Annotated in this window: 24 protein-coding genes; 14 read left to right on the forward strand and 10 right to left on the reverse strand. The window is 38.8% G+C overall.

Annotated elements, in window-relative coordinates; translation table 11 throughout:
* Window positions 1-22: 22 nt before the first annotated feature.
* The 5 genes from minC to ACIF8R_RS06195 all read left to right on the forward strand — a co-directional run bounded on the left by minC (window position 23) and on the right by ACIF8R_RS06195 (window position 2,958).
* Window positions 23-745 carry a septum site-determining protein MinC gene (gene minC / locus ACIF8R_RS06175; RefSeq protein WP_396479742.1) on the forward strand — a complete coding sequence of 241 codons (723 nt, stop codon included), beginning with the start codon at window positions 23-25 and terminating at the stop codon, window positions 743-745.
* A 70-nt stretch (window positions 746-815) separates the two neighbouring features.
* Window positions 816-1,628, forward strand: coding sequence for a septum site-determining protein MinD (gene minD, locus ACIF8R_RS06180; RefSeq protein WP_134262941.1), 813 nt, complete (start codon window positions 816-818; stop codon window positions 1,626-1,628).
* A 2-nt stretch (window positions 1,629-1,630) separates the two neighbouring features.
* Window positions 1,631-1,903: a cell division topological specificity factor MinE gene (gene minE, locus ACIF8R_RS06185; RefSeq protein WP_000896934.1), complete on the forward strand. Its 273-nt coding sequence runs from the start codon at window positions 1,631-1,633 to the stop codon at window positions 1,901-1,903.
* Between the two features lie 83 nt (window positions 1,904-1,986).
* Window positions 1,987-2,274: a PA4642 family protein gene (locus ACIF8R_RS06190; protein WP_001218560.1), complete on the forward strand. Its 288-nt coding sequence runs from the start codon at window positions 1,987-1,989 to the stop codon at window positions 2,272-2,274.
* A 144-nt stretch (window positions 2,275-2,418) separates the two neighbouring features.
* A complete protein-coding gene (locus ACIF8R_RS06195) occupies window positions 2,419-2,958 on the forward strand; it encodes a hypothetical protein (protein WP_396479744.1) in 540 nt (179 codons plus the stop codon).
* Window positions 2,959-3,016: 58 nt separating this feature from the next.
* Here ACIF8R_RS06195 and rhtC read toward each other — a convergent pair whose 3' ends face one another.
* Both rhtC and ACIF8R_RS06205 read right to left on the reverse strand, forming a co-directional pair.
* Window positions 3,017-3,637 carry a threonine export protein RhtC gene (gene rhtC, locus ACIF8R_RS06200; RefSeq protein ID WP_087606707.1) on the reverse strand — a complete coding sequence of 207 codons (621 nt, stop codon included), beginning with the start codon at window positions 3,635-3,637 and terminating at the stop codon, window positions 3,017-3,019.
* Between the two features lie 150 nt (window positions 3,638-3,787).
* Window positions 3,788-6,820, reverse strand: coding sequence for a DNA translocase FtsK (locus tag ACIF8R_RS06205; RefSeq protein WP_396479746.1), 3,033 nt, complete (start codon window positions 6,818-6,820; stop codon window positions 3,788-3,790).
* 269 nt (window positions 6,821-7,089) lie between these two features.
* Between ACIF8R_RS06205 and trxB the strand changes: the two genes are divergently transcribed.
* The 3 genes from trxB to ACIF8R_RS06220 all read left to right on the forward strand — a co-directional run bounded on the left by trxB (window position 7,090) and on the right by ACIF8R_RS06220 (window position 9,722).
* The gene (gene trxB, locus ACIF8R_RS06210) at window positions 7,090-8,037 is read left to right on the forward strand and encodes a thioredoxin-disulfide reductase (RefSeq protein ID WP_396479748.1); all 948 of its coding nucleotides are present in this window, start codon (window positions 7,090-7,092) and stop codon (window positions 8,035-8,037) included.
* Between the two features lie 119 nt (window positions 8,038-8,156).
* On the forward strand, window positions 8,157-8,888 hold the full coding sequence (gene aat, locus ACIF8R_RS06215) for a leucyl/phenylalanyl-tRNA--protein transferase (protein WP_396463405.1): 732 nt from the start codon (window positions 8,157-8,159) through the stop codon (window positions 8,886-8,888).
* A gap of 18 nt (window positions 8,889-8,906) precedes the next feature.
* Window positions 8,907-9,722: an arginyltransferase gene (locus ACIF8R_RS06220; RefSeq protein WP_002052085.1), complete on the forward strand. Its 816-nt coding sequence runs from the start codon at window positions 8,907-8,909 to the stop codon at window positions 9,720-9,722.
* A 43-nt stretch (window positions 9,723-9,765) separates the two neighbouring features.
* On the opposite strand, the gene rimI is transcribed toward ACIF8R_RS06220, so the two are convergent.
* The 8 genes from rimI to ACIF8R_RS06260 all read right to left on the reverse strand — a co-directional run bounded on the left by rimI (window position 9,766) and on the right by ACIF8R_RS06260 (window position 18,653).
* The gene (rimI, locus tag ACIF8R_RS06225; protein ID WP_396479751.1) at window positions 9,766-10,221 is read right to left on the reverse strand and encodes a ribosomal protein S18-alanine N-acetyltransferase; all 456 of its coding nucleotides are present in this window, start codon (window positions 10,219-10,221) and stop codon (window positions 9,766-9,768) included.
* A 108-nt stretch (window positions 10,222-10,329) separates the two neighbouring features.
* Window positions 10,330-11,205 (reverse strand): metal-dependent hydrolase, encoded by an 876-nt coding sequence (locus tag ACIF8R_RS06230; RefSeq protein ID WP_002052039.1) that lies wholly within the window; start codon window positions 11,203-11,205, stop codon window positions 10,330-10,332.
* Window positions 11,206-11,444: 239 nt separating this feature from the next.
* On the reverse strand, window positions 11,445-12,326 hold the full coding sequence (locus ACIF8R_RS06235) for a metal-dependent hydrolase (protein ID WP_311086473.1): 882 nt from the start codon (window positions 12,324-12,326) through the stop codon (window positions 11,445-11,447).
* A gap of 203 nt (window positions 12,327-12,529) precedes the next feature.
* Window positions 12,530-13,720, reverse strand: a complete 1,191-nt coding sequence (gene tuf / locus ACIF8R_RS06240; RefSeq protein ID WP_002157016.1) for an elongation factor Tu — start codon at window positions 13,718-13,720, stop codon at window positions 12,530-12,532.
* Window positions 13,721-13,814: 94 nt separating this feature from the next.
* Window positions 13,815-15,953: an elongation factor G gene (gene fusA, locus ACIF8R_RS06245; RefSeq protein WP_263613080.1), complete on the reverse strand. Its 2,139-nt coding sequence runs from the start codon at window positions 15,951-15,953 to the stop codon at window positions 13,815-13,817.
* Window positions 15,954-16,131: 178 nt separating this feature from the next.
* Window positions 16,132-16,602: a 30S ribosomal protein S7 gene (gene rpsG / locus ACIF8R_RS06250; protein ID WP_001138055.1), complete on the reverse strand. Its 471-nt coding sequence runs from the start codon at window positions 16,600-16,602 to the stop codon at window positions 16,132-16,134.
* 159 nt (window positions 16,603-16,761) lie between these two features.
* Complete coding sequence (gene rpsL, locus ACIF8R_RS06255) at window positions 16,762-17,136, reverse strand: 30S ribosomal protein S12 (protein ID WP_002050319.1); 375 nt, start codon at window positions 17,134-17,136, stop codon at window positions 16,762-16,764.
* A 200-nt stretch (window positions 17,137-17,336) separates the two neighbouring features.
* A complete protein-coding gene (locus tag ACIF8R_RS06260; protein ID WP_396479754.1) occupies window positions 17,337-18,653 on the reverse strand; it encodes an EcsC family protein in 1,317 nt (438 codons plus the stop codon).
* Window positions 18,654-18,949: 296 nt separating this feature from the next.
* Here ACIF8R_RS06260 and ACIF8R_RS06265 point away from each other — a divergent pair, with 296 nt between their 5' ends.
* The 6 genes from ACIF8R_RS06265 to ACIF8R_RS06290 all read left to right on the forward strand — a co-directional run bounded on the left by ACIF8R_RS06265 (window position 18,950) and on the right by ACIF8R_RS06290 (window position 25,364).
* Entirely contained in the window at window positions 18,950-20,179 is a 1,230-nt protein-coding gene (locus ACIF8R_RS06265) for a beta-ketoacyl-ACP synthase II (protein WP_004738399.1), read from the forward strand.
* An 18-nt stretch (window positions 20,180-20,197) separates the two neighbouring features.
* Window positions 20,198-20,650 (forward strand): protoporphyrinogen oxidase HemJ, encoded by a 453-nt coding sequence (hemJ, locus tag ACIF8R_RS06270; protein ID WP_004738397.1) that lies wholly within the window; start codon window positions 20,198-20,200, stop codon window positions 20,648-20,650.
* 170 nt (window positions 20,651-20,820) lie between these two features.
* Window positions 20,821-21,681, forward strand: coding sequence for a pirin family protein (locus tag ACIF8R_RS06275; RefSeq protein ID WP_396479756.1), 861 nt, complete (start codon window positions 20,821-20,823; stop codon window positions 21,679-21,681).
* A gap of 90 nt (window positions 21,682-21,771) precedes the next feature.
* On the forward strand, window positions 21,772-22,332 hold the full coding sequence (locus ACIF8R_RS06280; RefSeq protein WP_396464224.1) for a hypothetical protein: 561 nt from the start codon (window positions 21,772-21,774) through the stop codon (window positions 22,330-22,332).
* Window positions 22,333-22,717: 385 nt separating this feature from the next.
* Complete coding sequence (locus tag ACIF8R_RS06285) at window positions 22,718-24,343, forward strand: NAD+ synthase (RefSeq protein ID WP_396479758.1); 1,626 nt, start codon at window positions 22,718-22,720, stop codon at window positions 24,341-24,343.
* Window positions 24,336-25,364 (forward strand): hypothetical protein, encoded by a 1,029-nt coding sequence (locus ACIF8R_RS06290; RefSeq protein WP_396479760.1) that lies wholly within the window; start codon window positions 24,336-24,338, stop codon window positions 25,362-25,364. Before ACIF8R_RS06285 ends, ACIF8R_RS06290 begins: the two co-directional genes overlap by 8 nt.
* Window positions 25,365-25,407 lie beyond the last annotated feature (43 nt).

Here is a 25,407-nt window from a genome sequence, read left to right on the forward strand (position 1 = left end):
TTAACGCCTTGAAGGAAGACTTATGGCTGATATCCGGATTACCGGCAGAATGGTTAACTTTAGCAGGATAACCTTCGATACGAATGATCATGATGTGATCCGCCAGCAATTATCAAATATTCTAAATGAAGGTTCCTATCAGGGAACTGTCGTTATTATAGATAGTACAGTTGAGCAAGAGCTTATTGCTTTAATTCAGCTGTTAGTTAGCTTAGGTTTGCAACCTATGGCGGTCATTGACGGCATTTTAGGTGATGAAGCACGCGCCATTCAGTTCCCTGTATTACCAGCCGACCAGCCATTACAACGCATTAAAGCAACTGCGGAGCAAGTTGCAATTGTAGAGAAACCAGCACCAGCTCAAGCTTCACCAGAAACAAAAAAACCACTAAATAATAATGCAGTTGCCCATATTACCTCTTATCATGATGAAATTTTGCGTACAGGCCAATCTCTTGTACAAGACCAAGGCGATATTATTTTAAAAGCTGGCATGAATAGTGGATCTGAAGTGATTGCTTCAGGAAATATACATATTTATGGCACGGTTCGTGGTAGAGTCATTGCTGGTGCGGGTGGGCACGCTGCTGCACGCATTTTTTGCCAATCTTTAGAGGCTGAACTCGTTTCCATTGCCGGAACATATTGTGTCGCAGATGATATCCCTAAACATGTGCTAAAAAAGCCAGTACATATTTATTTAAATGAAAAGCAAGAGCTTGAATTTGAAGCTCTAGAACTTTAGTTTATTAAACAAATCACCAAAAAACAGCCCTTTTAAGGGTGTATGTATGACCATAATAGGAGTGGATTCGGTGGCCAAAATTGTTGTCGTAACATCAGGCAAAGGTGGTGTAGGTAAAACTACAACGAGTGCATCTTTTGCAACAGGTTTAGCCCTTCGTGGTCATAAAACTGTTGTGATTGACTTTGATGTAGGCTTACGTAACCTTGATTTAATTATGGGGTGTGAGCGTCGTGTTGTTTATGATTTCGTCAATGTAATTAACAATGAAGCACGTCTGCAACAAGCCCTTATTCGCGATAAAGATATCGAAAACCTTTATATTTTGCCGGCTTCACAAACCCGTGATAAAGATGCTTTGAGCGACGAAGGTGTTGCTCGTGTAATTGATGAGCTTGCTCAAGAATTTGATTACATTATTTGTGACTCACCTGCGGGGATCGAGCGTGGTGCAATTTTAGCAATGTACCATGCAGATGAAGCAATCATTGTGACAAACCCTGAAATTTCTTCAGTACGTGACTCTGACCGCATCATCGGAATGTTAGACAGCAAAACTAAAAAAGTTGAACACAACGAAGGACGTATACGTAAGCATTTATGTATTACACGTTTTAACCCTGAACGTGCTGACCGTCAGGAAATGCTGACGATTGATGATATTTCTAAAGATATTTTACGCGTACCGACATTAGGTGTTATTCCGGAATGTCCAAGTGTATTACAAGCATCAAACGAAGGTAAGCCAGTTATTCTGTATTCAGAAACTAAAGCTGGACAAGCGTATGATGACTTGGTTGCTCGCTTTCTTGGCGAAGACCGCCCTTATCGACACATCACAGCTCAACCTAAAGGCTGGTTAGCACGACTATTTGGAGCGTAGATATGGCAGGATTCTGGAGTAAATTATTTAGCAGTGAAGAAAAACCATCAAGTGCTCAAACTGCCAAAGATCGTTTAAAAGTTATTGTTGCATCAGAACAAGGTTTAGGCCGTCGTTTAAGCCAAGACAAGATTGACCAAATGAAGAAAGAAATCATGCAGGTGGTAAGTCGTTATGTAAGCGGTGTAGGCGAACAGCATATCCAAATGCAAGTTCGTTCTGAAGCAAATATCGAAATGTTAGAAATGAATATCAATTTACCTGAAGAACGATAATTCTATTTCTGACTATTCAACAAATCAGAATCAAGGCAAAATAACGCAAGTTATTTTGCCTTTTTTAAAATGAGGAGATTGTCATGGCATTATCACAGCCAGCAACTTTCAATGAAGAATGGTCCGATGAGCGTGTTTTTGCCTACCTCAACCAACTTCCTCCAAATGGTGTGAACGCAGATTTTCACGTGCTCTACCATGCTTTCAAACATATGCGTCCAAATGACTATGAGCGTCTTTTGACTAAATTTGTTGCAGATGGACGAGACATTAATGCAACAAACCCTGAAGGCGAACGTATTCATGACGTGATTGCTAAATTTCCGCGTCAATCAGCCCCATTTTTAGAAGTTTTAGCAAAGTTTGCTTAAGCTTTTTATTTGAATAAGACTGCATAATCTATCTTGTAAAACTTAGTAGATAGATTATGTGGTTTATTCAAATATCTAAATTATTTACTTTTATAAAAAATAATCTTAAAGTCATCAGCACTATTTCATTCCAAATATAAATTCATGAATCCAGAACCTATTAATTTAAATCAAACACAATCTATCCAATCAAATCATATAGAAAATTTAAAAGTTATTAGCGTTAATAAGTTTATCTTTCTATCCTTTATTTCTTTTGGTCTATACCAAATTTGGTGGATATTTAAAGCATGGCGATTTTTTCTAATCAAAGATAAATTAAATATTATGCCTGCTGCTCGTGCAGTTTTTTCTATATTCTTTTTATATTCACTATTTAATCGCATAAAAAACTATGCAAAAGAACAAGGGTATATTAATGACTTCTCGTCAGGCTGGATGTATTTAGCATATCTCATTACAACTTTACTGGTTTACTTACCTGATCCTTATTGGCTCATCTCTCTCTGCGACATTATATTTTTAATACCCGCATTTAAAGCACTGAACTATGCACAAAAACAAATAGTAACGACAATTGAGCAAGAGAAATTCAATACCTCTCAAATCATTTTAATTATTATAGGTTCTATTATGTGGCTACTGATTTTTATCGGTTTTGTTATATCATTCCTATATAAGTGATCTAAAATTTAGTAATTAAAAAAAGCCTCTTAAAGAGGCTTTTTTTTATTGTCTGGATTTATCGGTTTCCAATCAGGAAAATACCGAATACAGTAAAAATACCACCGGAAATACCATCAATCCATTTTGAAAAATTACGGTAAGCCACTCTGAAACTCGGTAACGAGAAAATAAACGTCACAAAGCAAAACCATAAAATCGTTTCAACTGACACAATAATAAAAAGCAACCAATGAACTTGATCAAGCTGAGGGTTAGCTAAAAATAAAGAGAACACACTACCAAAATAAATCACAGCTTTCGGATTCGATAAATTGGTGAGTAATCCTTTCATAAAAAATAAGTAAGGTGCTTTAGGCAACTCAACAGCCGTAACCTCTTCCTGCTGATTTTTTGAAAATGCTGAACGCAACATTTGATAACCTAACCAACATAGGTACAAACCACCTGCGATGAGTAAACCTTGCTTTAACCAAGCCATTTTCTCAAAAATAATATTTAAGCCCATCAGTGCTAAAGATGCCCAAAACATAACGCCTGCTGTTATTCCTGCAACAACCAGCATGGCTTCTTTACGAGATCGGCTCACTGCGGTCTGCGATACCAGAAAGAAATCAGGCCCTGGAGTAATAAGCGCACAAAAATGAATAAAAGCTAACGTAATTAACGCGACTAACATGTTGTCCTCCTGATTTGTTTCATTGTTTTTTATTTAGAAGCACACATTAGCATTTTTTACTATTTGATAAAATCTCAAACTCTCAGTTCAGAGCTATTATTTTTAACCACAAAAAAAGCCTCCGAAGAGGCTTAATTTCAAGTGAAGATATTAAACTAAAATATCTCGCTTACCATTGGCACCCATAGCACTCACAATACCGTTCTCTTCCATTTGGTCGATAATACGGGCAGCACGGTTATAACCTAGGCTAAACTTACGCTGTAATGAAGATGTAGATGCTTTGCGAGTTTCTAGGACAAACGATACACATTGGTCATAAAGTGCATCACGGTCTGAACCACCCTCACCTTCTTCAAAGCCACGAGATGCAGGTTCTTCATCAAATGGCGTTAAGATTTCATCTACGTAGTCTGGTTCACCACGTTCACGCCATGCGTCACAAATGCGGTTAACTTCATCATCACTAATAAATGCACCATGTACACGTTCTGGCTCAATCTTACCTGGCCCTAAGAACAGCATATCACCATGACCTAACAAGTCTTCTGCACCACCTGCATCCAAAATAGTACGTGAGTCGATTTTACTGTTTACACGTAAAGCTACACGCGTTGGAATATTGGCTTTAATAAGACCCGTAATAACATCTACCGATGGACGCTGAGTTGCAAGTAAAAGGTGAATACCGGCAGCACGAGATTTTTGCGCCAAACGCGTAATCATTTCTTCTGCTTTCTTACCTACCTGCATGATCATGTCGGCAAACTCATCCGCCACAATTACAATTGATGGTAACGGCGTTAAACGAGGTGCACGCTCTTGTGTCGCTGAATCACTTGGCTTCCATGTTGGATCAATCAAGTCTTCCCCATTCGCAATTGCTTCTTCAACTTTTCGGTTGTAGTCACTTAACTTACGAATTTTAAGGAACGACATAAGTTTATAACGGCGTTCCATTTCATTTACACACCAGTTTAATGCACTAACTGCATCTTTCATGTCAGTGACTACAGGCGTTAATAAATGCGGAATATCGTTATAGTTAGCCAATTCAAGCTGTTTCGGATCAATTAAAATCAGACGCAATTGGTCTGGCGTATACTTAAGTAACATCGACAAAATCATCGAGTTAACTGCAACAGATTTACCCGAACCTGTAGTACCCGCAACCAACATATGCGGTGCTTTTGCTAAATCGGTTAATACTGGATTACCCGAAATATCTTTACCCATTGCCATGCTAATGAGTGCACTTGGGTCACGATATGTTGGAGTTTCCAATAGCTCGATCAAACGTACCATTTCACGGGCACTGTTTGGTACTTCAATACCAATATATGGTTTACCCGGAATAACTTCTACAACACGCACAGAAGCCATAGACATTGAACGCGCCAAGTCACGGGAAATATTAGTCACTTTAGATGCTTTAACACCCGGTGCTAAATCTAATTCAAAACGCGTAACAACTGGTCCTGGCTGAGCTTCAACCACCTGAGCCTTAACATTAAACTCTTGTAATTTAATCTCAAGCAATTCAGACAAACGAGAAAGCTGCTCTTCAGTAAAGTTAACTTTCTTATTTGGATCAACCTTATCAAGCAGTTCAAAGCCCGGTAATGTTGGCAAATCTAAACGCTTCTTGGCTACCTGCATTGCACGAGACATTGGTCGGCCTGATGCATCAGTTAATGGCGCATCAAAATCGAACTCATCTTCAAGATTGTCTTCTGGCTTTCCGGCAGTTTCTTGCCAAGCTTCAATAAATTCTTCTTTTGAAAGCTTCTCTGCACCAATCGTAGTTTGAATAGGTGCTTTTACAAATGCTGAAGACTGCGCATAGCTACTTGCTTTGATCGGTTGAGTTGCTGGAGCGATATCTTCATCAATTAATAAGTCATCGAAATCATCAAACACCTGTTCATTTGATAAGTTTTTAGGTGACTGATTTAAATTTGATACAGGTACAGATGTTTCAACTGATGGATGAGGTGTTTGCGGTGCTACTGCTGATTCAACATGATGATCTTGAACGAACGGCGTATGCACATCGGTAGCAGTTTTACTGTTTGGAACTGCAGCAAGTAATTCATCAAAAATCTCATCATCATTCCAATCTAAACCTTGATGACTATTCGATGCTTGAGGTTGTGCTTGTTTAGCCTGATAAGCCATTTCTTGGAATTGCTCATGACTTGGATGTTCGTTTGAATCATCCGCAGCTCTTAACAACGCATCAATTTCTTGCTTATGACTGGCATCATCGCGCTGTAAAGCACGCCAAACCTCACCTGTCGCCACTAAACGCTCACTGTCTTTTTTAAGCTGTTGAGCTTGTTCAAGTGTACGCTCAAAGTTTTCTGTCTGAGGAGCTGGTTTTTCTTCAAAAGTTTCAGGCTGACTTTGCTCTTTCGCTAACACATCGGCAAATAAACGCTCCGCCATTTCATCGTGTCGTGTAGAGCTAGCTTTGGCTTGAGTTTTTTCTGACTGAACATTTAGCTCTGCTTCATCACTAACTTCAGCTTTAGGCATCTCGGCAACTTTTACCGTTGCTGTTTTATTTGCAGGCTGTGTAGTTAAGTCATAAGCAGATTCATTTGGCGATACGTTCTTATAGAATAAATCTTGTAAATAACTTGGCATCGCTTTGAGCGTAACCCATGTTTTGCTCCACTGCACCCCAAATGCCAAAGTGAACAATACCACTCCGAAAACCAATAAAAATAAGGTCGCACCATAAATCGTTAACAGTTGAGATAAGCTTTGTCCCAATTCATAACCAATAATCCCGCCTGCCGCATTATCTAAAGTATCTGCGGGTACATTCCAATGTAAGTAAAGCAAACTCGACACAACAAGAATTAAGAAGAATTGAGCAGCATAACGGAATGGACGGTTTAGAAAACTATGCGGCCACCATACTTGGATGGCTTCAACAAATAGAAAAATTGGAATAAGTAAACTTGCCCAACCTAAAAAGCCAAACAGCAAATCTGCAATCCATGCACCGGCAATACCACTTGCATTGGATACTTGCTGAGTATCACTTGAAATATGCATCCAGCCCGGATCAAATGGCGTATATGTTACTGTCGCCAGAAACATATAAATACCAAAAGAGACCAAGAATAATGTCATCAATAAGCGCTGTGCATAAACACTTGACACCGCAGTCATATACTGTCCTGTAACCCATTTAATTATTGGTTTAGAGATGTGAAGATCTACATTTCAGATCTTCAACGAATGAACTTTATATTATGCACCTGTTCTTACAAAAAAGGTGCATGATTCTTTACAGTTGTTGTTAACATAAGGCTCTTCTATATTGTTATATAACTTAATTCGATTGTCCTGATCAATATTATCCACATTGATTTCACGCTATTGGTCGGCAATTTCACGTATAATTTTCAAAATTCTCGAAATAAATAAGGATACCCTCAATGAGTGCTCGTCATTCTCGGTTAATTATTCTCGGTTCTGGTCCTGCGGGTTATAGTGCAGCTGTATATGCAGCACGTGCAAATCTTAAACCAACACTTATTGCTGGTTTACAACTTGGCGGCCAACTTACAACGACAACCGAAGTTGACAACTGGCCGGGCGATCCTGAAGGTTTGACTGGTCCTGCTTTAATGGACCGTATGCAAGCACATGCTGAACGCTTCGGTACTGAACTCGTCTATGACCATATTAATGAAGTGGACTTAAATGTACGTCCTTTTGTTCTTAAAGGTGATATGGATGAGTACACTTGTGATGCATTAATTATTGCAACTGGAGCGACAGCTCAATACCTTGGTTTAGAGTCTGAACAAAAGTTTATGGGCCAAGGCGTGAGCGCATGTGCAACATGTGACGGTTTCTTCTATAAGAACCAAAAAGTAATGGTTGTAGGTGGTGGTAACACCGCTGTTGAAGAAGCGCTTTATTTATCAAATATTGCTGAACATGTAACGCTAGTTCATCGCCGCGATTCTTTACGCTCTGAAAAGATTTTGCAAGATCACTTATTTGCTAAAGAAAAAGAAGGCAAAATCAGCATCGTTTGGAACCATGAAGTTGAAGAAGTTCTTGGCGACAATACTGGTGTAACAGGTGTTCGCTTAAAATCTACAAAAGATGAAAGCAAACAAGATGTACAAGTTCAAGGCTTATTCGTTGCCATTGGTCACAAGCCAAATACTGGAATGTTTGAAGGCCAGTTAAACTTACGTGATGGTTATATTCAAGTACAAAGCGGTACTTCAGGTAATGCAACAGCAACTTCTGTAGCAGGTGTTTTCGCTGCGGGTGATGTGGCTGACAGTATCTACCGCCAAGCCATTACTTCAGCTGGTTCAGGCTGTATGGCAGCATTAGATGCAGAAAAATATCTAGATAATCTTTAAGTTTAGATATTTCAAACAGCCGTTTTAAAACGGCTGTTTTTTTATAATTTATAATAATTAGTGGCTGCGTCAAATTAATTTTTATAGCATAACCCTTAAGCACACATTATTTTAGTCTTATGAACACACTACCTCTATCTCAATATATTTTCCCAGATCCAGAGGAAGCCGATCCAGATGGTCATGGTCTAATTTGTATTGGTGCTGACCTCTCCCCTTCTACGCTCTATGAAGCATACACCCATGGACTTTTCCCTTGGTTTAATGAAGATGAACCTATTTGTTGGTGGAGCCCTCAACCACGCTGTGTGATTTATCCTCAAAACTATAAACCAAGTAAATCGCTCATTCGGAATATGAAAAAGTATGATTACACTATTACGGTAAATCGTGCTTTTGAACAGGTCATACGTTCATGTTCACTACCTCGAAGTTATGCCAATGAAACTTGGATTAGCGAAGATATTATTCAGGGATATTGTGCGTTGTTTAATGCAGGTTATGGCTATAGCGTAGAAGTTTGGCAAGACGAACAGCTCGTAGGTGGTTTATATGGGGTAACGATCGGTAAGGGTTGCTTTGGCGAGTCTATGTTTAGTACCCAAACCGATGTTTCTAAAATGGCTTTTTATACTTTAATGTTAATTGGTAAAGAAAATCAGCTTCCTTGGGTTGACTGCCAACTTGTAAATAGTCACTTAATTAGTCTTGGGGCTTGTACACTTTCTCGGCAGGAATATCTTAAATCGTTACAAGATGTAATTATTCACCCCTCTATCAATTGGAAAAAGTATCAAGAACGTGTATTTTCAAGTAAAACAATAGCATTAAATGCAAAATTAATGGAATGATAACAGGAGGGACCAATCATGAAATCATATCACCCGAAGTCCCTTTTAAATGATCTGCAATATTATATTACCCCACCTCACGATTGCAGCTATTTAGAAAATAAGTCAGCACGTATGGTCTTTTTAGACCCGATTCACCGAATTGATGTGGTGACTCTTTCAGAGTTATCGCGATTAGGTTTTCGTCGTAGTGGTGACTTTGTATATCGTCCTGAATGTCATTTATGCAGACAGTGTTTGTCTTGTCGTGTACCAGTTGCCGACTTCCAAATGAACAGTATGCAAAAAAAAGCATGGAAACGAAATCAAGACCTTACCATGACTGTTCTGCCAACACGGCAAGCTGCACAAATTCATTATGATTTATATGAACGTTACATTAACGAGCGCCATGCCGATGGTGATATGTTTCCACCAAGTTTAGATCAGTTTGAAAAATTTCTAGTTCATAGCTGTACAGATAGTTTCTTCTTGGAACTATGGAAAGATAACCGTCTTATTAGCGTTTCTACTTGTGATTTAATGGATGATGGATTATCTGCGGTCTATACATTCTTTGATCCTGATGAACACCGAAGATCTTTAGGTGTTTATTCGATTCTGAATCAGATCGAATATGTAAAATCACTTGGTTTAGAATATCTTTACTTAGGCTATTGGGTGCCACACTCAGCCAAAATGAATTATAAATCTCAATATACACCCCTAGAACTTTTACTAGACGGACAATGGCGCCGCTTAAATCGATCATTATCGCCTGAAGAGATCAACCAGTTAGGTAATTCACTCATGACGACATTACCTTCTGAGTGGAATAATTTAATTATTAAATAGCTCGATTCTGTCTTGTTGTTAAGTCCGCAGCAAGACAGCCATTTTAAAATAAAGACGCAAAATCGTCGGTACAGCTTTTTACCATAATAACGGCATTTTCACGCCCACCCTCTTGAGTTGGGTAATAATTGCGACGCACATCAATTTGATGAAAACCTGTTTTTTCGTATAAACCAATGGCTGCTTTATTACTTTCACGAACCTCTAAAAAAATCTGTACAGGTTGATTTTCTAAGCGCTCAATCGATGCATCTAACAATTGATATCCCAAGCCTTTACCTTGCATTTCAGGATGAATTGCCATAAGCAATAAATTCGCTTCATCTAACACAGGTTGTAAAATACAAAAACCAACAACCTTATTATTTAACTCAATTACCGTACATTGATAAGAGTTCACAGACTCTACAAATTGCTGCCTAGACCATGGATGTGTCTGAACAAGCTTCTCAATTTGAGCAACACTATCAATATCGGAGGCTTGCATAGTACGAATCATGAGTTTCAACACACTTTCAGATTTCAAAGTAAACGTATTATAGAAACTTAAATAGAAAAAACGAGCAAAAAAAAGAGCAATTAAATTGCTCTTTTTTTAATACGTTTGTTAAAGCCCTAACTTTTCACGCCAAGTTGCTAATAAAGCCGTTGTATCCGAATCATTTGGATGAAATTTTGGTCTTAAGAAATCAAGTAACTCTGGAATTTGACGTGTCATAAAACCTTTACGGCCATACATAAACTTAAGCATGTACTTGGTGTCTTTCCAAGTTAATTTGTCATCAGTCTTGAGTAATTTAGCAGTAAAATAAGATTGAGTTGCGAAGATTAAAGCCATTGCAATAATTAAAGCAGTTGAGCGCATAAAATAAGCTTTTGGCCCTTGCCCATACATACTTGTATACACATCAAATGCCACAGCTTTATGTTCATTTTCTTCTACCGCGTGCCACATCCATAAGTGATACATGGTGTCATCTTGGAACATGGCTTGAATTTCAGGATTTTGTAAAAGTTCAGCTGCAATCGTCGATGTAAAATGTTCTAAAGCGCAAGTACCGGTTAAATCAATCATCTCTTTAGTATAACCAAAAGGTTTCATTAACTTGGTTACAACTGCTGTCCCCATTTTAATGACTGTACCTGTTTGCTTTTCCATTTTGCGAACATCATATCCATATGCTTGCGCAGAAGCATTAAAAGCTAAATGTTCTTTAGAATGCATAGCTTCCTGACCAATAAAAGCACTTATTTCTTTTTGAAGAGCTGGGTCAGCTAATTTAGGATCATTTCGCACTGCACGCGTACTATTTACAAAGAACTGCTCGCCTTCAGGAAAAAGAGCCGATAATGCTGTCATAAAGTGAGTTAATCCTGCATCGTAATTTGCCCAATAGCGTGGGACTTGAGCAAATTCAAAGTCCATACGACGTACAGGGAAGCTTGCTCCAGCACGATTAGAAATATTTACTTTAGCATTCATGTCAGACTCCTTTAAGTGAACCATCAATTCACTTATATCCTTATTTATTTTCTTAATATTTATAATAATACGCCTTTAAAAGCGCTATTTAAGTGCAGATGAGGACAGCAAATTATCAGATGAGGTCATTACTAGCCCCTTTCTGGAGCAAAATGAATACCTATCATTTTTAAAAATGAGCAGTAGATTCAAGACAACAAAAAAGGACTGCTAACAGTCCTTTTCACGTTGTTTTTCACTTAAAGCCCCAGTTTGGCTTTCCATGTTTTTAATAGACCCACTGTGTCTAAATCATTAGGATGAAAGCCTGGTTTAAAATAAGCCAACATCTCTTTAGCCATGCCCGTAATAATACCTTTGGATGGGCTATAACCATATTTATAAATCACAGACAATTCGTCTAAGTTTAATTTTTTATCTTGTCTTAAAAGACGTAGCACAAACGAAGATTGAATTGCGAAAATAAGCGCCATCGCAAATACAAGTGAGCTTGTGCGTAATGCATAAGCTTTAACACCTTTACCGAATACACCCTCGTACACATCAAAAGCAACGGCTTTATGCTCATTTTCTTCTATTGCATGCCAATACCACATGGTTGACATTGTTTTATCTGTCATAAGCTCTTGAATATGGGTATTAACTAAAAGCTGAGATGCAATCGTTGCAGTAAAATGCTCAAGAGCCGTAGTCGCAGTTAAATCTACCATTTCTTGCGTCATACCAAATGGTTTTACGATCTTTGCAAAAGTCTTACGCGCAGTCTGAATAGCTGTATCAGTAAATTTTTCCAACGTTTCGACATCATGGCCAAACTTTTGTGCAGATGCATTAAAATTGACATGCTCTTGGGTATGCATCGCCTCTTGACCAATGAAAGCACTAATTTCTTTTTGTAGCTCTTCATTGTCTTTAATCGCTGGGTGATAACGCACCGCACGTACGCTATCTATAAAGAACTTCTCACCAGCAGGAAATAGCGCCGATAATGCTGTCATAAAATGCGTAAGCCCAGCAGAACCATCCATCCAGTATTCTGGTACATCATTAAAGTCAAAGTTCATACGACGTACAGGAAAGCTTGCTCCAGCACGATTCGTAATATTTACTTTAGCGTTCATAGTGAAAGCTCCTTGCTAGTAACCATAGTTACTTAAACTTTATTGTTCGTTTTCTTGATTCTTATCATACAAACTTAATAAAAAGGCTTAAGTGCAAATAGGGACATTGAAGTATCAGTTAAGGCCAGCTTTCTATTGAATTGTCGAACAATTAAGCATAAAAAAAGCGCCCCAAAAGGAGCGCTTTTTTCACTGAAAAGTGATTATGCAGTTACTTTCGCAACAACACCAGCACCTACAGTACGACCACCTTCACGGATCGCAAAACGTAGACCTGGGTCCATTGCGATTGGGTGGATTAATTCTACTGACATTTCAACGTTGTCACCAGGCATTACCATTTCAACGCCTTCTTTCAACTGGATCGCACCAGTTACGTCAGTTGTACGGAAATAGAACTGTGGACGGTAACCATTTAAGAATGGAGTGTGACGACCACCTTCTTCTTTAGAAAGTACGTATACTTCTGCATCGAATTTAGTGTGCGGCTTGATTGTACCTGGTTTAGCAAGTACTTGACCACGTTGTACGTCTTCACGCTTAGTACCACGAAGTAATACACCACAGTTCTCGCCTGCACGGCCTTCGTCAAGAAGTTTACGGAACATTTCTACGCCAGTTACAGTTGTTTTAACTGTATCTTTAATACCAACGATCTCTACTTCTTCACCAACTTTAACGATACCAGATTCTACACGGCCTGTTACTACTGTACCACGACCAGAGATTGAGAATACGTCTTCGATTGGCATTAAGAATGCTTTGTCGATAGCACGTTCTGGTTCTGGGATGTAAGAGTCAAGAGCTGCTACAAGAGCAAGAACTGATTCTTCACCGTAAGGACCTGCTTCACCGTTAAGAGCAGCAAGAGCTGAACCACGGATTACTGGAGTGTCATCACCTGGGAAGTCGTAAGTAGAAAGAAGTTCACGAACTTCCATTTCTACTAATTCAAGTAATTCTTCGTCATCAACAAGGTCGCATTTGTTTAAGAATACGATGATGTAAGGTACACCAACCTGACGAGAAAGAAGGATGTGTTCACGAGTTTGTGGCATTGGACCGTCAGTCGCAGCACATACAAGGATCGCGCCGTCCATCTGAGCAGCACCAGTGATCATGTTTTTAACGTAATCGGCGTGGCCCGGGCAGTCAACGTGTGCGTAGTGACGAATTGGAGAATCGTATTCTACGTGTGAAGTATTAATTGTAATACCACGTGCTTTTTCTTCAGGTGCTGAGTCGATTTGTGAGTAATCTTTCGCTTCACCGCCGTAAGTTTTTGCACAAATAGTTGCAATCGCAGCAGTTAAAGTTGTTTTACCATGGTCAACGTGACCGATTGTACCCACGTTTACGTGTGGTTTATTACGTTCAAACTTGGCTTTAGCCATGATGATCTTCCTTTATTAACTACTCATGGAGGGTCACCCCATGAGCACTTGGTTTTCAACTAAGAATTAGTTAGGGCTTATAGTAATCGAAAGATTACTCGTCGTCACCTTTTTTACCGCCAGCTTGGAATTTAGCAATGATGCCTTCAGCCACGTTACGTGGAGTTTCAGCATATTTAGCAAATTCCATTGAGTAAGTCGCACGACCTTGAGACATAGAACGCATTTGAGTCGCGTAACCAAACATCTCAGCAAGAGGAACTTCTGCTTTAATTGCTTTTGTTCCACCAGGAAGATCGTCCATACCTTGAACCATACCACGACGACGGTTTAAGTCACCCATGATATCGCCCATGTAGTCTTCTGGAGTTTCTACTTCAACTTTCATGATAGGTTCAAGAAGGATAGGATCCGCTTTCATGAAACCATCACGGAAGGCATAAGAACCAGCCATTTTGAACGACAATTCGTCAGAGTCGACATCGTGGTAAGAACCATCGAAAAGAACAGCTTTAACGCCTACAACTGGGTAACCAGCCAAGACACCATTCTTCATACGTTCTTGAATACCTTTATCAACTGCACCGAAGAATTCTTTAGGTACTACACCACCAACAACTTCTTCAGCGAATTCGTATTCTTTACCAGCAGCTTCAACGTCAAGCGGTTCTAAACGAACATATACGTGACCGAATTTACCTTTACCACCAGTTTGACGTACGAATTTACCTTCTTGCTCAACAGTTTTCTTAATCGTTTCACGATAAGCAACCATTGGTTTACCGATATTCGCTTCAACACCGAATTCACGCTTCATACGGTCAACGATGATGTCAAGGTGAAGCTCACCCATACCAGCAATAATTGTTTGACCAGATTCTTCATCAGTACGTACACGGAACGATGGATCTTCTTTCGCCAAACGACCTAAAGCGATAGACATTTTTTCTTGGTCTGCTTTAGTTTTTGGTTCAACAGCCAATGAAATTACTGGCTCTGGGAATTCCATACGCTCAAGAGTAATGATGTTTTTCTCATCACATAATGTATCACCAGTTGTAACGTCTTTAAGACCTACACACGCTGCGATATCACCTGCACGGATTTCTTCAAGATCTTGACGCTCGTTCGCGTGCATTTGCACGATACGGCCGATACGTTCACGCTTAGATTTAACTGGGTTATAAACCGGATCACCTTGTTTAAGAACACCAGAGTAAACACGTACGAATGTTAAGTTACCTACGAATTTGTCGTTCATGATTTTGAACGCAAGCGCAGAGAACGGAGCTTCGTCAGATGCTTCACGAGACGCTTTAGTTTCGTCTTTGTCGTCAAGGATACCTTCGATCGCTTTAACTTCTGTAGGTGATGGTAAGAATTCAATTACAGCGTCCAACATACGTTGAACACCTTTGTTTTTGAACGCAGAACCACAAAGCATTACTTGAATTTCAGAAGCTAATGTACGAGCACGTAAACCAGCGATGATGTCTTCTTTAGAAAGATCACCTTCTTCTAGGTACTTGTCCATTAATTCTTCAGAAGCTTCAGCAGCTGCTTCAACCATGTTAGTACGCCATTCTTGAGCAGTATCAACTAGGTCAGCAGGAATATCACCGTATTCAAACTTCATACCTTGAGAAGCTTCATCCCAGATGATTGCCTTCATTTCGATAAGGTCAACAACACCTTGGAATGTGTCTTCAGCACCGATTGGCACAACGATTGGCACAGGGTTACCGCCCAAACGTGTTTTCATTTGTTCAACAACACGGAAGAAGTTTGCACCAGTACGGTCCATCTTGTTCACGAATGCTAAACGAGGCACTTTATATTTGTTTGCTTGACGCCATACAGTTTCAGACTGAGGCTGTACACCACCAACTGCACAGTAAACCATGCACGCACCGTCAAGAACACGCATAGAACGTTCAACTTCGATTGTGAAGTCTACGTGTCCCGGTGTATCAATTACGTTGATACGGTGTTGTTGGAATTGGTTAGCCATACCAGACCAGAAACAAGTTGTAGCAGCAGAGGTAATTGTAATACCACGCTCTTGCTCTTGTTCCATCCAGTCCATTGTTGCTGCACCGTCGTGTACTTCACCAATTTTGTGAGATACACCTGTGTAGAACAAAATACGTTCAGTTGTAGTTGTTTTACCTGCGTCAATGTGCGCAGAGATACCGATGTTACGGTAACGAGTAATTGGGGTTTGGCGAGCCATGATGTCTACATTCCTAAATGTTATCTTTAAAACAGGACGCATCAATTAAATTGATGCGCACGAATACTCAAACGGGGCAACTTAAATACCCGCAAAGCCCCCACTTTGGTAGAGAGCAATGTTGAATCTAGCTACTGTATGCATGAGTATTCTCCTGATTAGGGACTGTTTTATCCGCTTAGAAACGGTAGTGAGAGAAGGCTTTGTTAGCTTCTGCCATACGATGCACGTCTTCACGTTTTTTGATCGCGGCACCTTTGCCTTCAGCTGCATCAAGCAACTCGCCAGCAAGACGTAAAGCCATAGTTTTTTCAGAACGCTTAGCAGCAGCATCTACTAACCAACGCATTGCTAAGGCAGTACGACGGGATGGGCGTACTTCCATAGGTACTTGATAAGTAGCACCACCAACACGGCGTGCTTTTACTTCGACCATAGGACGAACTTTTTCAAGAGTAGTCTCGAAAAATTCAACTGGGTCTACTTTGTTTTTTTCTTGAACGCGTTCTAAAGCACCGTAAACGATACTTTCAGCAATAGATTTTTTACCATCTTGCATTACGTGGTTCATGAATTTAGCGATTGTTTGGCTGCTAAATTTTGGATCTGGAAGGATCTCACGAGCAGCGACTACGCGACGTCTTGGCATTTTAATACACCTAATAATATGACACTTCAGGATAATCCAGCAGTTTGTACAAGTGTCATGTACACGACGCTGGCCTTACTATACGTCGCTTGAATTACAAATCTATGAAGAATTCAAACAAGCGAAACGCTAAAGGGCTTTTAGACTAGTTTCCTAGAATTACTTCTTAGGACGCTTAGTACCGTATTTAGAACGTGATTGATTACGATCTTTAACGCCAGCACAGTCCAAAGAACCACGAACGGTATGGTAACGTACACCTGGTAAGTCTTTAACACGACCACCACGGATAAGAACAACACTGTGCTCTTGTAAGTTATGACCTTCACCACCGATGTAGCTAGATACTTCAAAACCTGAAGTTAAGCGAACACGGCAAACCTTACGCATAGCTGAGTTAGGTTTTTTAGGTGTAGTTGTATAAACACGTGTACAAACACCACGACGTTGTGGACAAGCCTTCAACGCAGGAACTTTGGATTTTTCAACCAAAGTCGTACGACCCTTACGGATCAACTGATTCGTTGTTGCCATATGGCAATTCTCCCGTTATTAAAAAACCTTAAAAAGAAAACACCTCTTTTTAAGGGCACATAATTGTAAGCCAAGATGCAAAAATGGTCAACATGGCAATACTTACCAAATGTTGACCATATCAATGTTTGACAGGATGATTTACAAATTTAAATAAGGGTGAAACTTAATTTTCAAACCCTATCTTTGTAATTGTATTGTTAAGAGTACTTCTGATCCTCTACAACATCATCATTTTCAATTTCTAATGCTGGTTTTTGTTCACTGTGCTCATGTTCGACAACATGTTTTTCTGCAAGCTGTTCGATACCTTGATGAACATTTTCTTGCACTTTTTCTTCACTTTTTTCAGAAGTATTCGACTTAACCACAACAGATACTTTTGAAATTACATCATGATTTTCAATTTTATGATGTTGTGCTGCATGAACACTGCCATTTTCTCCAACATTTAACAGACGAGGACTCGCCTTTTGAATGAGAGTTACCGCAGCATAATAAGCTTGTAATGGTGATAAATGTTCACTTGGGTGCTCATTTAAATAATGTCGTGCTGCACCAAAAATAGCTTGTGCTTTATGGCCTACATCTTCTTGTAACTTCCAGCTATAAACAGCACTAAGTATTGCACCTGCTACTGGAGTAAACTTACCCACCGCAGCAAGTTGAGGAACTTTATTTAACCAGCTCCATTTGAACTCACCACTTTCATCGACTAACCAGCTTTTTAAAGTCTCAATGTCATTTGAAGACCCAAGTACCTGCTGAAACTGTTGAATGTCTTGGGTCTCTAACATATTACGTAAAGCTTTAAGTGCTAAAAGCACCGTCTGCTTCTCTGCAATTAGGCTGATATCAACTTCTTTAAAAATAAATTCAACGACATCTTGGTCAGTGGCTTCAGTTAAATCAAAACCGTGTGATCTGCCTGTTTGATAAATTGTTCTTAAAACCAATACTAAAGAAACTGGAATATCTACGGCTGCACCAATCATACCCGATACACCCGTAATCGCACCTTGAATACTTGCAATTAGTTTATTTTGTTCAATTAAAGCCTGACTTAAACGTTGTGAACGTGAAGTGTCTTTAGTCAGCTCAAATAGGTCTTTTGCACCCGCCTCTTCTAAGATTTTTTCAGTCAGCGTGCTTTTTGAACTAAAGTCATTTAGCCAATCAAATAAATAGCTCGATATTTTTTCATTCCAGTCAGGCGAAATAAATGTCGCAATACCATTGACCTTTCTAAAATGACGGCCAAACACCTGACGAGTAACTTTAGGTAAATGTTCACGTAACATTTGTTGTGGACTTTCATACTGTTCCACTTCAAACGGACTTTTACTTCTAGCATTTCCTTCTACTGTTTTACCACTTGCAAGTGGCTCAACTAGCTTACTAACCTCACCTATTTGGCTTTGCTGCAAGATGTTTAAACCAGTAGAACTGAGCTTTTTAGCCACTCCGAAGACCTGAGAAAACAAATTGTCAGATTGATTATTATTAAATTTTGTCATCCAGTACCTCGATTTTTTAATTTATCTAATTAGAGATAAATACTAGGTGGAATGTGGATTTATCTCAACTTGAATGTGTGTATTTTAGTTAACCCTAAATGCAACATACTATGTATTTGGTTATTTTTTTTAAATGCAAAATTGACATAAAGATTTGCCATAAGAAATAAAAAACCTTTCTGCTATCATGGTAACAACGAAAACATATGTCTAATGTTCTTACAGCTATATTCTCCTATCATTTAATAGCTGCTTATGTTCATAGACTTTAAATATCACCATAAAGGGACCTGTAGATGAAACGTGTTGTAATCACTGGTATGGGTATTAACTCATGTATCGGTAACTCTTTAGAAGCAGTTACTCACTCACTTCAAAATGGAATCTCCGGGACACGTTTTAACCCAACTTATGCTGAACTCAATTTTAAGAGTCATGTCAGCGCTGCTGCAGAACAAGATTTTGACAATATTGATCGTAAATTAAAACGATTCATGGGCGTATGTGCAATGTACGCTTATAACTCTGCTGTTGCCGCTGTTGAACATGCTGGCTTAAAAGCAGAAGATTTAGCAGATAATCCACGTTATGGTATTGCTGGCGGTTCAGGTGGTGGTTCAACTGCTTCTGTTGTAGAAATGACTGAGCTTTTAGAAACTAAAGGCGCTCGTAAAGTTGGACCTTTCTTCGTTCCACGCAACATGACGAACACAATTACTGCAAACGTTGGTGTTGCATTTAAACTTCAAGGTATTGCTCACTCAATTGCAAGTGCTTGTGCAACTTCTGCAGATGCAATTGGCTATGCATATAACCTTATCGCATTAGGCAAACAAGATCTTATGCTTGCTGGTGGTGGTGAAGAAGATCATTGGTCTCAAAGCTTATTGTTTGATGCTATGGGTGCTTTATGTTCTAAATATAACGACACACCTGAAACTGCATCTCGTCCATATTCAAAAGACCGTGACGGTTTCGTTATTGCTGGTGGCGGCGGTTTCGTTGTTCTTGAATCTCTTGAACACGCTCAAGCACGTGGTGCAAAAATTCTTGCTGAAGTTGTTGCTTATGCTGCGAACAGTGACGGTGCAGACATGGTTGCTCCAAGCGGTGAAGGTGCGACTCGTTGTATCTTGATGGCTCTTGAAGAAGCTAAACAACACGGCGTAGAAAAAATTGACTATGTAAATACACATGGTACTTCTACACCAGCTGGTGACGTTACTGAACTTAAAGCAATGGAACGTGCTTTTGGTGAAGGTAAAGTTCCACCTTTAAGCTCAACTAAATCTATGACTGGTCACAGCTTGGGTGCTGCTGGTGTTCATGAAGCAATTTACTCTGTATTAATGCTTCAAAATGACTTTATTGCTCCAAACATTAACGTGACTGAGCTTGATGAAGGTACTGAAGGCTTTGATATTGTGCTTGAAAAACGTGATGCAAAATTGAATACTGTAATGAGTAACAGTTTTGGCTTTGGCGGTGTAAACGCTTGCCTAATTTTCAAGAAGTGGGATGCATAATCCCACCTAGGATTAACAATGGATGCACCTTCTGATGCTTTTTTGTGGGTAAAAGCATTACATATTATTGCTGTGGTTTGTTGGTTCGCTGCTTTGTTCTACTTACCACGTCTTTATGTTTACCATGCAATGAGTGATGATGCGGCAAGTCATCAGCGCTTTGAAGTGATGGAACGTAAGTTGTATCGAGGTATTATGTGGCCGTCTATGATTGCCACATTAATTACCGCACACTTTCTTGTAGAGTGGGGCGATGCAACTCGACATTACCATGAAGCCACTTGGTTTTATCTAAAAGTTGGATTAGTGGCCTTATTAGTGGTTTACCATTTTGTTTGTGGTTACTATCGCAAAAAGCTTATTGGAAATGCTCACTATAAATCACATAAGTTCTGGCGCTTCTTCAATGAAATGCCAACCTTAATTTTATTTGCTGTTGTGATTTTAGTTGTTGTAAAACCTCAGTTTTAACTGGGGTTTTTTATTATCTAGGACTCTCATCTCCTTCTCTTAAGCATTTTACTGACCCAACCTATTCATAATTTATTATTCAGAGCAAAAGACTTTTACACCACCCTTAATACATTCTTATAAAAACATCTGATCTTTTTTATAAATTCAATCAACAGAAAGGATAAAGCATGAAAAGTCTGGCTTTTATTCATCGTAACGATACTCGCTTTGCGGTCGGTGATTTTTATCCAGTTCTTTCTGTTTTTTCCTACCATGAGTTAGGCAATACCCTCTCCCCCTTCTTACTACTCGACCATTTAGGTCCCGGAAAAATTGCACCTTCTATGAAACGTAGAGGAGTTAATGATCATCCCCATCGTGGATTCGAAACGGTAACACTTGTTTATGCAGGTGAACTGGAACACAAAGATTCATCTGGTGGAGGTGGATTTATAAGTGCTGGTGATGTGCAATGGATGACCGCAGCCTCTGGTGTGATTCATCGGGAATTGTTTAGTGAAGAGTATTCTCGATCTGGTGGTCCTTTTGAAATGATTCAACTTTGGGTCAATTTACCAGCAGCAAATAAAATGAATTCTCCGCGCTATCAAAGTTTAAAGAAAGCTGAAATACCGATGGTGAAACTGGAAAATGAGGCTGGATTTGTACGTATTATTGCAGGGCAGTTTAAGCATGTTATGGGCCCTGCACTTACTCATACTCCTATTACCGTATTAGATGTAGAGCTTCAGGCAGGTCAACAAACTGCCTTCCCTGCTCAATCTGGTGAAACAGCTTTAGTTTATTTACGTTCAGGTCGGGCACAATTTCAAAAAGATGAAGACGTTTTAGAGGAACAAGGCCTAGCAGTCATGTCAAACCAAGGAGAGCATTTCTCTATTACTGCCCTGCAAAGCTGCAAATTACTTATTTTGACTGGACAACCCATCACAGAACCGATTAATGGTCATGGTCCATTTGTAATGAATACTTATGATGAGATTTTACAAGCCTATGATGATATTAAAAATGGAAGATTTACCAAGTAAAACAGCCTAACTGCCGCATGATAAACGAATGACAGTTATTTGTGTCTGTCTTTCAACATAGTTGATGTATGTTATGCTACAAATCAATAGATGAACTTATTTACTAGCAAAACTATGTTCACTCTCAACGCTTTTAAACTTGTCATATATCGACAATTTATTATTTTCACCCTTTTTATTTTTCGTCACTTAAAAAGCTATCCAATTCGATTTCTTACGCCTGAAGAAAAGGTTTTGGCGCAAAGGGTGTTTGGGGATTTGCTAGATTGCGAACGACCTAAAATTATTGCTACTCGTTACTTACCTTGGCAATCTCATGGAATTTTGATGGCGCCAAATGGAAATATTTATGTCAACATTTCTGACTACAGTAGTAATTACGCGCTAGAATCTAAATTCATTCAAGGCATTTTTATTCATGAGTTGGCTCATGTCATGCAATACCAACGAGGTATTCATGTACTACTAAAAGGTGCCTTACTGCAAACGGCCTACTATCTGAGTTTTAAATATTACAACCCATATAAATACACTTACCATCCTCAGAAAGCTTTTAGCTCTTACAATATTGAGCAGCAAGGAGAAATTGCTAGAGATATCTGCTCAGGTAAACTGCCAAATATTATTTGTTCACCTCACTTTGATTTGTAACTAAATAATCAAGATCGTCTTCTACGTAATTTTTTTGCTAACTTACTGGTAGAAAATTTATAAACAAAAAAATATGAAAATAAAGTTGAGATCTAATTTTATTAATGTCAAATTATTGAAAATAAGTATAAAAACTTATTCCAAATTTTGGAGTGTTAAGGCAGTATACAAACAATAAAAATAATGAAGCTTGTTTCTATTGTATACAGAAAATCTCGTTATTTTTACGCAGAAAATATGTGATTGGTATATATTATTGATCTTGACATTTTTGTTTACTATTTTACTTGTTTATTATCGTGCCATACACATCGTTGAAAAATTATATTCATAAAAATCAACACTATGTGTATTTATATTCGTTATGATCTAGGATTAGGTTTGAATGAAAAGTTTTAAAGTTGCCCTTGCTCAGTTTTCTCCGCATATTGGCAATATTGACTCAAACACCCAAAAGATGATTGAGCAAGCAAATCAGGCGAAAAAACAAGACGCTGACCTGATTATTTTTCCTGAGCTTTCTGTGATTGGTTATCCAGCTGAAGACTTATTGTTACGTCCAAATTTAAATAAACGTATGCAAAAAGCTTTTGCTCAACTTAGTGAAGTTAAAGATATTGTGATGGTTTTCGGCTTCGTAAACCAAACAGAAGACGGCCAACGTTATAATTCAGCTGCTGTCATGAAAGACGGTCAGGTTTTAGGTGTCTTCAATAAGCACAACTTGCCAAACTATGGCGTTTTTGATGAAAAACGTTATTTCCAAAAAGGCCATCAGCACTTGGTGTTCGAATACTTAGGCCATAAGTTTGGTGTACTTATTTGTGAAGATATCTGGTCAATCAATACAGTTAAACAATTAAGCCAATTAAATGTTGATACTGTACTTGTGCTTAATTCATCGCCATATGAAGTGGGCAAACCACAGCATCGTATACAAACATTAAGTGAACTTGCAAAACAGCTTCATTTAAATATTGTTTATGTCAACCAAGTTGGTGGACAAGATGATTTAATTTTTGATGGTACAAGTTTTGTCAGCAACCAAAATGGTGAAATTGCTTTACAAGCACCAAGCTTTAAAGAAGACCTCTACATTGCTGAATTTGACCGTGACACAAAACTCTATAAAGTTACCGAGTCTGCGCCTGCATTAGAAACTTTTGCAGAGATCTATCAAGGCTTAGTTATGGCAACGCGTGACTATGTAGAGCGTTCAGGTTTCCCTGGTGTGATCTTAGGTCTTTCTGGCGGTATTGACTCTGCCCTCACACTTGCAATTGCGGTTGATGCAATTGGTGCAGAAAAAGTACAAGCTGTAATGATGCCATATACTTACACTTCTCAAATTAGTGTAGAAGATGCGGCTGAACAAGCTCGTCGTATGGGTGTAACTTTTGGTATTGCTGAAATTCACTCAATCGTAAATAGCTTCATGCAAACGCTCTATCCGTTCTTTGGTAATTCACCAGCCGATGCAACTGAAGAAAATTTACAAGCACGTGCTCGTGGCACATTGCTTATGGGCTTATCTAACAAGTTTGGTAATTTAGTACTCGCTACTGGCAACAAGTCTGAACTTTCAGTTGGTTACTGCACACTTTACGGTGACATGGTCGGTGGCTTTGCTGTTCTAAAAGACGTTTATAAAACAATCGTGTTTGAACTAGCAAAATACCGTAATAGCTTAAGTGAAACACCTGTTATTCCTGAGCGTGTCATTACTCGCCCACCTTCAGCAGAACTTCGTCCAGATCAAAAAGACCAAGACTCTCTGCCAGCATATGATGTATTGGATGCTATCCTTTATGCATATATTGAAGAAGATTTAGGTCAAGCCGACATTATTGCCAAAGGTTTTGATAAAGAAGTTGTTGAAAAAGTCATCCGTTTAGTTGATCGTAATGAATATAAACGTCGTCAAGGTGTGATTGGCCCGAGAATTACTTCTCGTGCATTTAGTCGCGAACGACGTTATCCGATTGTCAACGGTTGGACAGCGAATGACTGAGCAGAAAAACTCATCAAAAACCACAGCACTTGCTCAAGCACTTTTGCTTGAGCAGGTGGAATTTTTCAAAAAACAATTATCGATAGAAAACTCACCTATTTATTTCCAGCAGTTCATTCAGTTATTTATGCAACATGCTGATGAAATCAAGCTTCATGAAGTTGTAGATTTAGAACAATTACAAGCCGTTGTGAAACGTTATGCTTTTGAAATGCAGCTTGGCGCTGGCTTACTTGAGTTTATTGGGGAAATTGCACAGCGTATTTATTTATCTGCGATGAAATCTCCAATTCAGCTACAAGACTTGGTCTCTGATCACCAGTTTGAAATGTGGCTTTCCAAGTTTTTGGAAATGGAGCATATCCCTCATTATCTGAATGAGTTTTTAAGAACCAGCCCTTCTGTTCAACAGCTTTGCCAATATATTGCGACATCAACTCTAGAACAAAAATTACCAAAATTTTTAACTACCTCGACAGTAAATGACTACCATTTTGAATGGCAACATAAACTCAAAAAATTCTCTTTTTTACAGCAGCAACGTCTCGAACATAAACTTGAAACGTGGATTGCCAGTTTTATTCATGAACAACTTACAGAATTAAGCCTTTTATCGGCTGAAGATTTAGAAAGCCTAGTACGTCATATCTGGGAAGATATTAGGCATAAAAAAATGTATGAGTTTATGAAACAGCTCACTCCTCTCGATGTTGAGGAGTTCTTTGTTTTAATTTATGAGTACTGGAAAGAGCTACGCCAGTCGCAATTTATGCAAGATCTTATTTTGTATGGCGTCGAAGTTTTTTATGATTTTTATAAAGATCAAAGTTTATTTGAAGTTTTAAGTGAGATTGGTTTAACCGAAACCGACTTGCAAACTGAAGCTTTACGCTTTTATCCGAAAGTTATGGATGCCTTCAATGAGCACGGTATTTTAGAACCATTACTTCAAGCGCTCTTAGCTCCTTTTTATCAAAGCTCAAAAACACTCGATATGATTGAAAAACATTTTAATGAGTAAAAAATAGATAAAAAGAAACCACGCAGGAGCGTGGTTTTTAAAA

Source organism: Acinetobacter sp. ABJ_C4_1, from assembly GCF_044538495.1.
Lineage (GTDB): Bacteria > Pseudomonadota > Gammaproteobacteria > Pseudomonadales > Moraxellaceae > Acinetobacter > Acinetobacter nosocomialis_A.